Annotated in this window: 11 protein-coding genes and 1 pseudogene; 11 read left to right on the forward strand and 1 reads right to left on the reverse strand. The window is 39.0% G+C overall.

What is annotated here, in order from left to right; genetic code table 11:
- The first annotated feature begins 168 nt into the window (after positions 1 to 168).
- From KHA87_RS01775 to fabG, 10 genes and pseudogenes are all read left to right on the forward strand, one after another.
- Positions 169 to 3318: an AfsR/SARP family transcriptional regulator gene (locus KHA87_RS01775; RefSeq protein WP_249310059.1), complete on the forward strand. Its 3150-nt coding sequence runs from the start codon at positions 169 to 171 to the stop codon at positions 3316 to 3318.
- Between the two features lie 340 nt (positions 3319 to 3658).
- On the forward strand, positions 3659 to 4843 hold the full coding sequence (locus KHA87_RS01780) for a substrate-binding domain-containing protein (RefSeq protein WP_481748348.1): 1185 nt from the start codon (positions 3659 to 3661) through the stop codon (positions 4841 to 4843).
- Between the two features lie 67 nt (positions 4844 to 4910).
- On the forward strand, positions 4911 to 5678 hold the full coding sequence (locus KHA87_RS01785) for an ABC transporter ATP-binding protein (RefSeq protein ID WP_213092399.1): 768 nt from the start codon (positions 4911 to 4913) through the stop codon (positions 5676 to 5678).
- Positions 5662 to 6369 (forward strand): ABC transporter ATP-binding protein, encoded by a 708-nt coding sequence (locus KHA87_RS01790; protein WP_213092400.1) that lies wholly within the window; start codon positions 5662 to 5664, stop codon positions 6367 to 6369. Before KHA87_RS01785 ends, KHA87_RS01790 begins: the two co-directional genes overlap by 17 nt.
- A 20-nt stretch (positions 6370 to 6389) precedes the next feature.
- Positions 6390 to 7250 (forward strand): branched-chain amino acid ABC transporter permease, encoded by an 861-nt coding sequence (locus tag KHA87_RS01795; protein WP_213092401.1) that lies wholly within the window; start codon positions 6390 to 6392, stop codon positions 7248 to 7250.
- Between the two features lie 63 nt (positions 7251 to 7313).
- Positions 7314 to 8057 (forward strand): annotated as a pseudogene (locus tag KHA87_RS01800) (branched-chain amino acid ABC transporter permease); the annotation flags it as partial.
- A gap of 111 nt (positions 8058 to 8168) precedes the next feature.
- The gene (locus tag KHA87_RS01805) at positions 8169 to 9464 is read left to right on the forward strand and encodes an IS110 family RNA-guided transposase (protein WP_213092402.1); all 1296 of its coding nucleotides are present in this window, start codon (positions 8169 to 8171) and stop codon (positions 9462 to 9464) included.
- Between the two features lie 644 nt (positions 9465 to 10108).
- Entirely contained in the window at positions 10109 to 11134 is a 1026-nt protein-coding gene (locus tag KHA87_RS01810) for a 3-oxoacyl-ACP synthase (protein WP_213092403.1), read from the forward strand.
- 3 nt (positions 11135 to 11137) lie between these two features.
- On the forward strand, positions 11138 to 12028 hold the full coding sequence (gene phaZ, locus KHA87_RS01815; RefSeq protein WP_213092404.1) for an intracellular short-chain-length polyhydroxyalkanoate depolymerase: 891 nt from the start codon (positions 11138 to 11140) through the stop codon (positions 12026 to 12028).
- Between the two features lie 11 nt (positions 12029 to 12039).
- Positions 12040 to 12780 carry a 3-oxoacyl-ACP reductase FabG gene (fabG, locus tag KHA87_RS01820; RefSeq protein WP_213092405.1) on the forward strand — a complete coding sequence of 247 codons (741 nt, stop codon included), beginning with the start codon at positions 12040 to 12042 and terminating at the stop codon, positions 12778 to 12780.
- 183 nt (positions 12781 to 12963) lie between these two features.
- On the opposite strand, the gene KHA87_RS01825 is transcribed toward fabG, so the two are convergent.
- Complete coding sequence (locus KHA87_RS01825; protein ID WP_213092406.1) at positions 12964 to 13428, reverse strand: NUDIX hydrolase; 465 nt, start codon at positions 13426 to 13428, stop codon at positions 12964 to 12966.
- Positions 13429 to 13544: 116 nt separating this feature from the next.
- Between KHA87_RS01825 and KHA87_RS01830 the strand changes: the two genes are divergently transcribed.
- Positions 13545 to 15032 carry an acyl-CoA synthetase gene (locus tag KHA87_RS01830; protein ID WP_213092407.1) on the forward strand — a complete coding sequence of 496 codons (1488 nt, stop codon included), beginning with the start codon at positions 13545 to 13547 and terminating at the stop codon, positions 15030 to 15032.
- Positions 15033 to 15281: the final 249 nt, after the last annotated feature.

Genomic DNA, 15281 nt, shown 5'->3' on the forward strand with positions numbered 1-15281 from the left:
TCATGCTAACACTTCTCCCTAATCTTATTTTTGTATGGTAAAATATTTTAAAAAGTCTAGCAATTTTTACCTGAGGAGAGGGGAGAACAATTGAATAAATTTACCGTTGTAGATACTAAATTGATGCCCCCACTTATAAAATATACACATATTAGAAGGGCAAGCCTTATGAAAAAGCTTAAACAAGCAGTAGGGTATCCATTGACTCTTGTCCATTCCGGGGCTGGCTACGGAAAAAGCTCTGCTTTAAGCTTATATGTCCACGATGTTAGAAAGAACTTTTGCTGGTATACGATTTCCAGTAATGATGATGATATTATTCCTTTTGTTTCCTATATCGTTTTTTCTTTAAGAAAGCGCTATCCTTTTTTTGGTGCAGAGTTAATGGAGTATATGGAGACAATGGATAAGTATATTCGTGACGAAGAAATCTATACCTTATGTGCGTTGTTTATTAATGAAATTTCCCGTATTCAAGAGGAAACAATATTGGTGTTAGATGATTTTCATTTAGTAGATCATTCTTTCACTATTAACCAATGGCTGGAAAGAGTCATCGAGCATTTGCCGGGAATCTTTCATATTGTCATTTCGACACGTAATAAACCAAAGTGGAGTCTGTTAACAAAATGGAAGGTGTCCGGTAGGATATTAGAGATTTCAGAGAAAGATTTAACCTTAGATTTTGAAGAGGTAAAGTTACTTTTTCAAGAATTTTATGGAGTAATCATAGAACCTCATCAATTGGAATCCGTTTTTCGACTAACAGAGGGTTGGGCAATTGCACTAAGTATGATTGCAGAACAATTGGATAAAGGTACATCCATACTGGCTATATTAAATTACCATCATTCCTCAATGGAGGAATTGTTTCACTATCTGGCAATAGAAGTGTTCTCAAAACAATCACCCATTATTCAAAGCTTCCTTGAACAGACCTCCATCTTCGAAGATATTACACCTCAAGCTTGTGATGAAATCCTAGGAATCCAGGGCTCTGAGCTAATGCTGGAGCAATTAGCAGAGCGAAATGCATTTTTGCACAAAATATGGGGCAGTAAGCAATATCGTTTCCATGCCCTTTTTCGTGCATCCTTACAGAAGAAATTAAAAGAAGAACAAGAAGAATTATTTCGGCAGCTTCATGAACGCTGCGCCAGATATTATGAAAATACACACCACTGGGAACAAGCGGTTCATCACTATGAACAAATCCAAGCATATGGGGCGATTGCCAACTTGTTGGAAAAAAATGCTTACATTATGCTGCAAAGCGGCAGATTAGAAGGCTTGCACGATAAATTGAAAAAAGTCCCTAAGGAGCTGAAGAATAGATATAGAATATTATGGTTTTACGAAGGGGAAGTCCTTAGATATCAATCCTATTACGAGCGAGCGGAAAGATGCTATAAGCAATTAATCCATCAAACAGACAAGAAGGACCCTTTAATTGGAAAGGCATATGAGGGAATAGCACGAATATATTTGGATACCATACAGCCTGGAAAAGCGGAAAGATTTTTGTACTTAGCTATTGAGGCTACAGAAAATCAATCCTTTGCTACAGAATCGGAAAAACAAGTACTTTACCTTCTTATGGCTGAAAACCTTGTTAATTCCGGCCAAGCTGTAAAAGCCGAAAGATGGTATGAAAAAGGGAAAATGCAAAATGTTCATTTAAATGATGGCAATTTAGATGCACGTTTATTTTTGCGGACAGGTAAGCTAGAAATGGCGAAGCGAACGCTTTTGCAGAGATTAAGCACAGAAATAAATACCCTGCCTCAATCACATAGAGAAACCGATATATTACTTTCTTTTATTGAGGCGTGTATGGGAAATGGAGAACAGGCAAAAGAGCTGGCCCAAAAAGGAATAGAGAGAGGGGTTCGTTATAAAAGCTCTTTTGTGGAAGCGTGCGGATGGATGAGGATGGGGCATGCTGTCCAATTACTTGACCATTATGATAACAAGCTGGCGGAAGAGTGCTATATGACGGCATTAAATATGATGGAGGAAATGAAAATTTCCCGTGGAAAAGCCGAGCCGTATATGGGGCTATGTATTTTATACGGCCGAACAGGAGATTTTGAAAAGGCAAAGGAATTTGGCAAAATGGCGCTGGAAGAAACGGAAAAGGTGTACGATTTGTGGCTATCTTCCCTCATTCAGCTTTGCATGGGTATAACGTACTTTTTAAACAATGAGCTTGGAGATGCCCTCACTATTCTAGAAGAAGCAAAGGGGAATTTTCAGCAATGCGGAGATTCCTATGGACTTATGATGTGTGATCTTTGGAATTCCTTTCTTTTTTATGAAATAAATGATGATGAGCAATTTATGATTGCAATCTCTTCTTTTCTCAAAGAAATACAACTAGGAAGCTATGAATTTATTTTTCAAAGAAAAACTCCTTTTAGCCCGAAAGACCTACAATCCATCATGCCTTTACTTATTAAAGCGAAAGAGTTAGAAGTACATTCTGCCTTTACCTATAGAATATTAAAGGAAATGGGATATGAAGAGTTGGATTCACATCCAGGCTATACGCTTAAAGTAGAAACATTAGGTGAATTCAGAGTATGGCTTGGAGAGAGAATCATAGAGGAAAGGGATTGGCATCGCGGAAAGGCGAAGGAGTTATTTCAATTCTTCCTCTCTCATCGCCAAAAATGGTGGGGAAAAGAAGAAATTTACCAAATCCTCTGGCCAGATGCAGAGGAAAAAAGCATGGATCAGGAATTTAAGGTTTTAATAAATTCATTGAATCGAACATTAGAACCGAATCGAAAAGCTAGAGCTACTCCTTTTTTTATACAGCGCCAAAATAATGCTTATAGTTTAAATCGAAAAGCAGTGATGGATGTAGACTCCATTCAATTTGAAGAATGGGTAATTACAGGCATGGAGGAAAAGAATCCTGTAAAAGCAAGGAATATATTGAAAAAAGGATTGGAGTTATATAAAGGAGATTTTTTGCCAGAGAGAAACGATGTTTGGTCTGTTGGGGAAAGAGAAAGACTATTAACGATATTTTTGCGCGGAGCTGAAAAATTAGCTCAATTGTACGTCCAAATGAATCTTCCGAACGAAGCTATTGTCTGGTGTGAGAAAATAGTAAAAATCGATTCAGCCTGGGAAGAGGCTTACCGCCTAATTATGTATTGTTATTATCAAAAAAACAATCGGCCACAAGCGATCAAATGGTACAAAAAGTGTGAGCTGGCATTGAAGAAGGAATTAGGTGTGGAACCAATGGAACCAACGAAAAATATGTACGAAATGATCCTGTCAGGAGCAGAAATCCGGTCATTTTAGGGGAGAAACCAGCCGTTTAGAAAATGAGCTGGTTTCTTTTTTTTTGAAGTATAGATATGTGAGAGATTGTTTTAAAAACAATTACTGAATTTAGAAATTATCTAGCTACTACGCCCATCCCCAGGGTTCTCCTTCTCTTCCCTAAGGGCATTTACTCGTCCCTCACTGTGTTTCTCTAAATCTTGCGTCAAAGACTACGAAATCCTTTCATCGATATACATGCTTGCGCTTTTCTGTTGTAACTGTGTTGTAACTCATTCCCTATACGATGGTTTCAAGCAATTACCTACAAAAAAACGGGGGGAGAAAATTGAAGAGAACAAAGCGTTTCACCATATTAATTGGAATTATTATAACAGCTTTATTATGGACAACTGCGTGTAGCTCGAATAAGGCAGGCGGGGGTAAGGAAGACAAAGGGACTATTAAGATTGGGGTTCTTGCTTCTTTAACTGGAGCACTTGAATCGTATGGGAAACAAACAAAAAATGGATTTGAAATGGGTCTTGATTACGCTACGGATGGAAAACGAGAAATTAATGGCAAAAAGATCAAGGTAGTATATGAGGACACTGAGACAAAACCTGAAGTAGCGGTAAAGAAAGCGACCAAATTATTAGAAGAGGATAATGTGGACTTTCTTGTGGGGTCATCCAGCTCGGCGGATACCTTAGCTGTCTTACCATTAGCAGAAGAATATAAAAAAATTATGGTTGTTGAACCAGCGGTAGCGGACAGCATTACCGGTGCAGATTTTAATAAGTATATTTTCCGAACAGCAAGAAACTCCTCTCAGGATGCAGTTGCTGGTGCAGCAGCAATTGCAAAAGAAGGGGTGAAAATTGCAACGCTAGCACCTGATTATGCTTTTGGACGTGATGGAGTAGCCGCTTTTAAAGAAGCGGCAGAGAAGCTCGGTGCAAAAATCACCCATGAAGAATACGCAGATCCGGCTGCAACGGACTTTACATCAAATATTCAAAAAATCATCAATGCCAAACCGGATTACTTATTTGTCATTTGGTCTGGAGCAAATTCTCCTTGGAAGCAAATAGCTGATATGAAGGTCCAAGATAAGGGAATCAAGATTTCTACAGGTGCACCTGACATTGCGGCTTTATCGACAATGGAACCATTAGTAGGAATGGAAGGCTTCTCTGTCTATTACTACAACCTGCCGAATAATAAAATAAATGATTGGCTCGTTACTGAAAATAAGAAACGCTTTAACGGTGAAGTGCCGGATTTATTTACACCGGGTGGAATGAGTGCTGCCATTTCGATTGTGGAAGCATTAAAGAAAACAGACGGAAAAACAGACTCTGACCAACTTATTAAAACGATGGAAGGCATGAGCTTTGATACTCCAAAAGGAAAAATGACCTTTCGTAAAGAGGACCATCAAGCATTACAAAGTATGTACGCAATCAAGCTTACGAAGAAGGATGGGATACCATATCCGGTACCAGTCTTAATCCGGGAGCTGTCTCCTGATGAAACTGCACCTCCTATTCGGGTGAAATAATAAGGAATTATTGGAACTTCGGGTGAGAGTCTTCCGAAGTTCCTCTTTTAGAGAGGTGATGACCAAAGTGACGAATATTTTGGAAACAAAGCAGTTATCCATTCAATTTGGCGGGCATGTTGCTGTAAACGAGGTCGATTTTTTCGTTGCGGAAAAGGAGTTTAAATCGATTATTGGGCCAAATGGTGCAGGAAAAACAACTTTTTTTAATTTATTAAGTGGCCAACTAACACCAACAAAGGGGAAAATTTTCCTAAAAGGCGAGGATATTACTTCACTCTCCTCTCCAATTAGAACAAGAAAAGGGATTGGCAGGTCCTTTCAAATTACGAATGTGTTTCCTAATTTAACAGTGTTAGAGAATGTTAGATTAGCGGTTCAATCACAAATGGGAATTCGCTATCAAATGCTATTTCATTTTAAAAAGTATAAAAATGTTTTAGAAAAATCACATGAATTGCTAAGGCTTGTTCTTTTGGAGGAAAAAGTAAATGCTTTGGCAAAAAATTTAGCCCATGGAGAGAAAAGAAAACTAGAGATTGCTATGCTGTTAGCGCTTGAGACGGAAATATTGCTCCTTGATGAGCCAACTGCAGGCATGTCATTAGAGGAAGTCCCTGCCATTTTGGAGGTCATTCGCAAAATTAAAGAAGAAGGAAAGAAGACCATTATCCTAATTGAGCACAAAATGGATATGATTCTTGATCTATCTGATTCAGTGACTGTGCTATTTAATGGGACGCTGCTTGCAGACGGCACTCCGCAGGAAATAATGGAAAATGAGACCGTCCAAACGGCATATTTAGGAGGCTTACACAATGGACACTCTGCTTAAAGTAGAAAATCTTCAAACCTATATTGGGCAGTATCATATTCTGCAGGGGATATCCTTTGAAGTGAAAAAAGGGGGAGTAACCGTTTTACTCGGCAGAAATGGTGCCGGAAAAACCACCACCTTGCGAAGTATTATGGGCTTGAATCTCCCGTCACAAGGAGCAATCTATTATAAAGACAGGGAAATACAAGGACTGCCAACCTATAAAATTGCAAATCTAGGAATTGGTTATGTTCCTGAGGATCAAGGGATATTTAAGGATTTAACTGTAGAGGAAAATATGAGAGTCGCTATGAAAAAGCAAGATGAGGAAACATTGGAAAGAATGGAATGGATCCTGCAGCTATTTCCTGACTTGAAAAAGTTTTGGAAAAAACTCGGGGGATTATTAAGCGGCGGACAAAAGCAGATGCTATCGATCGCAAGGGCGTACTTAAATAATAACGAGCTGCTGCTAATAGACGAACCAAGCAAGGGACTGGCACCGATTATGGTGGAAAAGGTGATGGAATCTATCATCGAAATGAAGAAGCAAACAACGATTGTATTAGTCGAACAAAATTTCATGATGGCGAGTACTATTGGGAATGAATTCTATATTATCGATGATGGCAGGACTGTATATTCGGGAAGTATGTCGTCCTTAAAAGAGAATGAGCAATTAAAAAGACAATACTTAGGCATAGCGTAACTAGGAGGTGAGTCATTAAAATGGGATTATTTTTAAATTTAATAATTAATGGTCTTGCTACCGGTATGCTTGTGTTTTTGCTCGCTGCAGGGTTGACGCTGATCTTTGGATTAATGGATGTACTGAACTTTGCTCATGGTGGCTTATTCGCTTGGGGTGCATTCAGTGCTGTTTGGTTTTACTCCTTATCCGGCAGTTTTCTTGTAGCTATAATTGGAGCTCTTGCAACAGGAGTTATATTAGGAATTATTACGGAAAAAGTGATTATTAAGCCTGTCTATGGAAACCATGTTCAGCAAATTTTAATTACATTAGGATTTATGCTTGTACTTACAGAATTCATTAAGGTAGTCTGGGGACCAAATCAAATGGTTGCGAGAACACCTACGTTTTTATCAGGCAGCTGGGAGATTGGTAGTGTCATTCTTATTAAATATCGTGTTTTCATTATTATTGTTGCGTTAATTGTTTATGCACTCGTTCAATTGGGATTAAAGAAAACGAAGATTGGATTAATCGTGCGTGCAGGGGTTATGGATAAAGAAATGGTGCAAGCACTAGGCATCAATATTAAAAAAGTTTTTTTAGTTGTATTTATCATTGGCTCCTCCCTGGCTGCGCTTGGAGGTGCTTTAATGGCACCATATTCCGGAGTGGTATATGCAGAAATGGGAATGGAGTTTGCTATTTTAGCCTTTATTGTTGTAGTTATTGGTGGAATGGGAAGCTTTTCAGGTTCTTTGTTCGCGGCAATATTAGTAGGATTATCCGGCTCGTTCATGGCTTATTTTGTGCCGGACCTATCGCTTGCCGTTAATATGCTACTAATGGCCGTTGTCCTAATCTTTAGACCACAAGGGTTGTTCGTTTCAAAGGGGTGAAAAAGATTGAAGAGATTAGGAAATATCTCACAAATATCACTCATCATTATTGCTATTCTTTTGATGGTGATTCCATTTGTTTATGAATCGAGAAGTACCTTGATAATATTAACCCAAATCTTTATTTTTGCTATTTTTGCGATGAGCTATGATATATTGCTTGGGTTTACCGGAATTGTTTCGTTCGGTCATGCTATGTTTTTTGGAATTGGAGCTTACACAACCGGAATTTTACTGCAGCGAAACGAACCGACAATGGGCTATTTTATCCTTTCGCTCATTGTTGGAATAGCGGTCTCGATATTCGTCAGCTACATTGTCGGATTAATGACGCTCCGACTCAAAAGCCATTTTTATGCGATGCTCACATTGGCTTTTGCCAGCCTATTTCAGGTGGCTTCTGAAAAATGGAGATCTCTTACATTTGGGAATGATGGCTTTACATTTCGGATTCCGGAAATGCTGATTGATCGAACCACTTTTTATCTTATTTGTCTATTGCTAATGATCTCTATTTACTGTATACTGCGACGTTTTACTAATTCACCGCTTGGGGCGGTTTTACAGGCGATTAGGGAAAATGAGCAACGTGCAGAATCATTGGGGTACAAAGTACTTCCTTATAAAATCATGGCCAGTATCATTTCCGGCGTGATGGCTTGTCTTGCAGGTTCATTATATGCAACTTCCTTGCGCTTTGTTAACACAAGTGTATTTGCGATGGATACTACTTTGGATGCATTATTAATGACCATTATTGGCGGGGTTGGCACCTTGCTTGGACCAATTGTTGGGGCAGCATTCCTGTAATGAAAGAAAATGGAGTTTGAACATAAAAATAACCTCTTGGTAGAATGAGAGAGTCCTGACGCTGGCCAGCAAATAGGACAAATCTCTCAAAAACCAGGAGGCTTTAAAATGAATTATAACCAGAATAAGAAGATAGCTCAAATAACTTCTCAAACTCTTATTATAGGAGTTGATATTGCGAAATTCAAGCATGTGGCACGTGCCCAGGACTATAGGGGATTAGAGTTTGGTTCACCTTGTTATTTTGAAAATGCACATGAAGGATTTGAGCATTTTCTTCAGTGGATTTCCGCTATTAAAAAAGAACAAAGTATGGATAAAGTGATAGTTGGCATGGAGCCAACAGGCCACTATTGGTTCAACCTAGCACATATTTTAAAAGAAAACGGGATTAAGTTTGTCGCAGTAAACCCCTTGCACGTCAAGAAAAGTAAGGAGCTGGATGATAACTCACCTACCAAGAATGATGTGAAAGATGCCAAAGTCATAGCTCAGTTGGTCAAGGACGGAAGATACGCCGAACCTACGATACCGCAAGGTGTTTATGCGGAACTCCGTGTGGCAAAGAAAATACGCGATCTTTTAACTGAAGACCTTCAAACAGTTCAAGGTCAAGTGCACAACTGGATTGACCGGTACTTTCCTGAATTCCTAAAAGTGTTTAAAAAGTGGGAAGGCAAGGCAGCATTACAATTCTTAAAGCTTTATGCCTTTCCCCACGAGATAGCTGAATTCACCGAAGAAGAATTGCTCGTCCATTTAAGACTCTCGGTAACTCGGAGTGTAGGACTAAACAAGATCAGGGAGTTAAAACAGGCAGCAAGTAAGTCCATCGGACTTCGACAAGGTGCTGAAATGGCCAGGCTAGAGCTGAAAACCATTCTGGCTAAGTATGAATTAATCCAGTTACAATTCGAAGAATTAGATACAAAAATAGACGGCCTACTTGATGAAATACCAGGTGTTCAACAAATGTTAGCGATAAAAGGTGTGGGCAGGGATACAATTGCCGGCTTCTTCGCGGAAGTGGGGGATTTAGGCGAATACAATCATCCCCGGCAAATTATCAAGCTGGCCGGCTTAAGCTTAAAAGAAAATACATCCGGTAAGCACAAAGGAAAAACGACCATCACAAAAAGAGGGCGGAAGAAACTTAGGGCCTTGTTATTCAGGGTTTGTATGATTCTCGTCGCCAAGAATTCCGCATTTAAGGCATTGCATGCGTACTATACTCAACGTCAGGAAAATCCATTAAAGAAGATGCAGTCCTTGATCGCTTTGTGTAATAAACTGATTCGTATCTTCTTTAGCATTGGTAAAAAGCAATTTGAATTTAGTGAAGAAAAGATGTTAATAGACATCCCTCATATGGCAGTAATAGAGAAGACGGAAATAGCAGCCTAACTTTGGTTTAGTTTAGATAAGTAGTAGTTCTGTTTTTATAGATTTGGAGACATATGAAGCACGGATTAGTCGGCAAAGCAACTAAATTACGGGCTTGGACCCTGTGGGGCAGCATGGCTGACATCCACCTCATGGAAAGGTTGGACGAAGGAATTTGAGAGCGAAGACTCTGTGAGGCATGGGAGGGTTGACCTCCATGAGTAAATGTGGACATCCACCAGTGCGGCTATATTTTTACTCATCTACCATTTTCTGCTAGGAACTGGTTAGTGGGTTATAGCTCTTTTTTCTTACTCAGTCCAAAAATATCCTTTCAAGTGAAGATTCTCCAGCTATAAAGGCATTTACCGATAGGTAAACAACTATGAAATTCTAAGAAAACATGAGTAAATCGGTGTTTTCGCTTCTTTTATTGAGGGAGGGTTAATTGAATTTGCCCATCATTGGCTAAGTGGATTAGCTGAAAAATATCCGTTATTTGAAAGGTGGATTATTTTCTTTGGAATTGTCTATATTCTAGTTGTCATGTTTTTTCCAAAGGGCATTGTTGGAAGTATAAAAGGCTGGAATGCCGAAAGAAGCCTGAAAAAGAATACTAGAGTAAAAGAAAAAAGGAAAATGGCCGGATAAAAGAGGTGATGGTAATGGATATTGGTATATTAAGTACAGGAATATATTTACCAGATCAGTATATGACAGGAGAAGAAATAGCAGAAAAAGCGGGAATTCCAATAGATGTGGTAGAAAATAAAATGGGAATAAAGCGAAAGCCAATCCCCGGCAGTGAAGATCATACATGTCAAATGGGGATTCATGCTGCTATGCAGGCAATAGAAAAAGCTAATTTGGACCCTAAAGAAATTGATCTTGTTATCTATATTGGCGAAGAACATAAGGAGTATCCCTTATGGACAGCAGCCATAAAAATGCAGGAAACGATTGGAGCCTGTCATGCTTGGGCTTTTGATGTTTCCCTACGCTGCGGAACTACGATTATGGCTATGAAGGTTGCAAAAAGCATGATGATGGCGGATCCAGCTATTCATACAGTGCTATTAGCTGGAGGCTATCGCAATGGCGATTTTATTGATTATCGAAATGAACGAACTAGATTTATGTTTAACCTAGGTGCCGGCGGAGGGGCAATCCTTTTACAAAAAGGATTAAAGAAGAATAGATTATTAGAATCAGAGATAATGACGGATGGTTCTTTTTCAGAGGATGTAGTTGTAACAGCGGGTGGAACAAAGCAGCCAATAACCCATGAAGCATTAGAAAAGGGGTTATACAGACTGGATGTTCTTGACCCAGAAGGAATGAAAATCAGGCTTGAGCAAAAGTCGATGGATAATTTCTTAAAGGTGATTCGTTCAAGTCTTTATAAAAGTGGTTACACAGAAAAGGATATTCAATATGTAGGGATGCTCCATATGAAAAAATCTGCTCATCAATATGTACTAAGAGAACTGGGCTTGTCGGAGGAGCAATCTATTTATCTTGAAAATTATGGACATATTGGGCAGTTCGATCAAATATTATCTTTAGAGTTAGCAGATAAGGAAGGAAAACTTCGGGATGGGGATATTGTTGTTTTAGTAAGTGCAGGGATTGGATATGCATGGGGAGCAACGGTAATAAAATGGGGAAATAGTTTCAATAAGGGGGAATAAGGTATGACAGTTGTGAGGAAAAAAGTAGAATTGCCAAATGGAGAGACTTTAAGTTACCGGGAACGCGAAGGTGGCAATCAGGTTGTTTTACTTATACATGGGAATATGACCTCTTCAAAGCATTGGGATGTTTTAATGGAAAAAATGGATCCTTCCTATAAGCTTATTGCTGTTGACCTTAGGGGATTTGGCGATTCGACCTATCAAAAACGAATAACTGGTATTAAGGATTTTTCCGATGATGTGAAGCTATTTGTCGATACACTGGGATTTCGAAATTTTACGATAATGGGGTGGTCTACAGGAGGAGCGGTTGGGATGCAATATGTTGCAGATCATCCAGATGATTGTCAAAAGCTTGTCCTTCTAGCTTCCGCTTCCACTCGTGGTTTCCCATTTTACGCAAAAAAGCAAGATGGAAGCCCAGACTTAGAGAGACGGTTAACCACCATTGAAGATGTCGAACAAGATCCAGCGACTATAGCCGTTCAAGGAGCATATGACCATAATAATCGTGAATTTTTAAAAACACTATGGAACACATTGATTTACACGCATAACCAACCAGAGCCGGCGTTGTATGAAGAGTATGTAGATGATATGAGAACGCAGCGAAACCTGGCGGATGTCTATCAGGCATTGAATACATTCAATATAAGTTCCGTTCACAACGGTATTGTCGAAGGAACAGGACAGGCTAAGAATATCAGCATTCCGATTCTTATTTTAAGAGGGGAGCGGGATTATGTTGTAAGCGCTCTAATGACAGAAGAAATCATCGAGGACATAGGAGAAAATGGCAGGTTTGTCGAATTAAAGGATTGTGGGCATTCACCTTTATTGGATAATTTAGGTTTATTGATCGGTATTGTAGAGGAGTTTTTACAAGAGTAGGAGGAAGTAGCATGCGTTTGAAGGGAAAAGTCGCCATTATTACCGGTGCCGCGGGTGGAATTGGTTTTGCCGCAGCGAGTAAATTCGCAGAAGAGGGTGCAAAAGTCGTCATTGCTGATTTTGATGCTTCTATAGGTAATGCAAAAGCGGATGAATTGACTTCCAAGGGCTATGAAGCAAAATTTGTTCAAGTTGATGTTTCTAGTCGCGACAGTGTGGACCAAATGGTGGGTGAAGTGTTGGATACCTATGGAAAAGTCGATATTCTAATCAATAATGCGGGGATTACAAGGGATGCGATGCTTGTTAAAATGAAGCAGGAGGATTTTCAAAAGGTACTGGATGTTAATTTAACGGGAGTATTTCATTGTACTCAGGCGGTTGTCCCATCCATGATTGAGCTAGGCAAAGGGAAAGTTATCAGCACCTCCTCTGTAAGCGGAGTATACGGGAACATTGGACAAACGAATTATGCCGCAGCAAAAGCGGCTATCATTGGTATGACTAAGTCTTGGGCGAAGGAGCTTGGGCGAAAGGGAATCAATGTGAATGCAGTTGCACCGGGCTTTACAGAGACAAATATGGTAGCATCCGTTCCGGAAAAGGTGATTGATACCATGAAAGCAATGGTTCCATTACAGCGTCTAGGAAAACCAGAAGATATTGCAAATGCTTACCTATTTTTAGCTTCGGATGAATCTGACTATGTTCATGGTACTGTTCTTCATGTAGATGGCGGGATTATGATGTAGAGTAGGATATGGAAGAGACCCACATCTTAGGGGGGCCTCTTCTTTTTTATTGTGGTACTTTTTGGTTATTGTATAGGTCTAAAGGTATGATTCACGAGAATAACCCCCAATTCTCAATAAAAATAATAAATTAAACGACATTATTATCTATAAGCAAGGATCTGATAGTTAGTATTATATTTTTTATAATGAACGGTAGATTTTACTAAGAAAATCCTCTAGCATTTTTCTATGACTACCAACCATTTTGTCAGGAAATTGATCGGGAGCAAAGTATTTTAATTGGATGGATTCTGTTTCATCTGCTCTAATATTTCCTTCTGTATTCTTTGTATAATAAGCAACAGTGACGACGTAAAATTCGTCTCCATTTTGGGCAACAGCAAAATGGTCTGGTCCTGAATAGACATTGATCAATTGCAAATCATTCACAGTTAATCCTGTTTCCTCCAAAACTTCTCTTCGCGCTGTGTCTTCCGTGGATTCAGCAAGCTCCATTAGTCCCCCGGGAAGGCCCCATACTCCATTTGGATAGGTTCGCTGTTGTAAAAGAATGTGATTCTCCTCGTCCAAAATAATCACAACTGCTCCCACAAATATAACCGGTCTATGTCCAATTAACGCTCGTAAATCTTCAATATATCCCATTTGAAATTCTCCTTTTTTGATCTTGCTTAAGTATCTCACGAATTAAGTCCACATTGTAACTGCATTGTAACTTCTTTTTTTACAATATTGGTAATGAGTAGAAGGGAGAGACATAAGTGGAGTTAAATTGGATTACAAGTAGAGCACGCTTGACGCCAAACAAAACAGCAATAATCGATGTAACCAATGATACAAGCTTAGCATATTGCGATATAGATAATCGATCTGATAGATGGTTAACGTTCTTTGAGGAGAGAAATATCGGAAGAGGAGATAGAGTTGCAATATTGGCAAAGAATCAAATAGAAGTATTTGAAATCATGTTTGCCTGTGGGAAAATGGGAGCCATTTTTGTCCCACTCAATTGGAGATTATCCCATGAAGAATTAAATTATATTATAGAGGATTGTAATCCGAAAATTCTTCTTTACAATCAACGGTTTTCCGATACCGTAAATCATTTGAAAAAAGTTAGTGATGCCATACCGTTAGATTATCCTATCCTAATAAAACCGAAGAAACAAGATATCACATGTATATCAGAATCGGATCCATGGCTGATTATTTATACAGGAGGGACAACTGGGAAACCAAAAGGGGTAGTATTAACACACCGAGCAATTATGTGGAATGCGATAAATACGATTATAAGCTGGGGATTGACAGATGATGAGGTGACACTGAATTATTTGCCATTATTTCATACCGGGGGAATTAATGCTCTTTCTATTCCGATATTAATGAGCGGGGGGACTGTAGTACTTGGCGATCAGTTCGATGCTAAAGAGGCTGTTCATTTTTTAAATAAATATAAATGTACCATAGCCTTATTTGTTCCAACAATGTATCACTTAATGGTTGGGACAAAGGAATTTAAAGCCTCTTTATTCCCAAGTATGAGAACATTTCTTTCCGGCGCCGCACCATGTCCATTATCAATATATGAAAGTTTTCAAGAGAAAGGCATCCCATTTAAGGAGGGGTATGGGTTAACAGAAGCAGGGCCGAATAATTTTTACATTTCTCCGCAAGATGCTATATGGAAAAAAGGCTCTGTCGGAAAACCAATGATGTTTAATCAAATTAAGTTGCTAAAAATGGATGGAACGGAAGCAGAGGTAGATGAGGTCGGTGAAATCCTTATCAAAGGCAAACATTCGTTTCAGGAATATTGGAATGATCAGCAGGAGACGAAATCCGTATGGAAAGATGGATGGCTGTATTCAGGAGACTTAGGAAGGAAAGATCAGGACGGCTATTACTACATAGTTGGCCGCAAGAAGGATATGATTATCACAGGAGGAGAAAATGTATATCCCCTCGAAATCGAACATTGGCTATGTCAGTATCCTGAAGTAGAGGAAGCTTGTGTAATTGGCTTAGAAGATGAAAAGTGGGGAGAGCAAGTGACAGCTTTTATTGTCTTAAAATCTGGTGATTCCGGCATTGTCGAGGAGCTTAAAAAGCATTGCACTTATAAGCTGGCAAAATATAAAATTCCAAAGCAGTTTGTGTTCCTTAAGGAATTGCCTAAAACTCATGTAGGAAAGATTGATAAGAAGTTATTGAAAAAGCAATATGAAAGTAATTTGGAGAACGCTTAAATTGGCGTTCCTTCTTTTTGCAGAATTCTTTCCGAATATCCGGATAGATTCCGGATATTCGGAAATGAAATGAAATATTTTTTCCATAATCCCGGAAATAAGGACGTGGGATTTTATTCTATATTCCCTAGAGTGTGAATTTTTTGTGTCTTTAAAAGAATAAATATTTTTGGCATGAAAATTGCGATGTATTTTGGATGAAAAAAAAGGAGGGGGATCTTCTGAGGTGTAAACGCTTTCGTGAATGAT

Source organism: Bacillus sp. FJAT-49736 (assembly GCF_018343615.1).
GTDB lineage: Bacteria > Bacillota > Bacilli > Bacillales > Bacillaceae_C > Margalitia.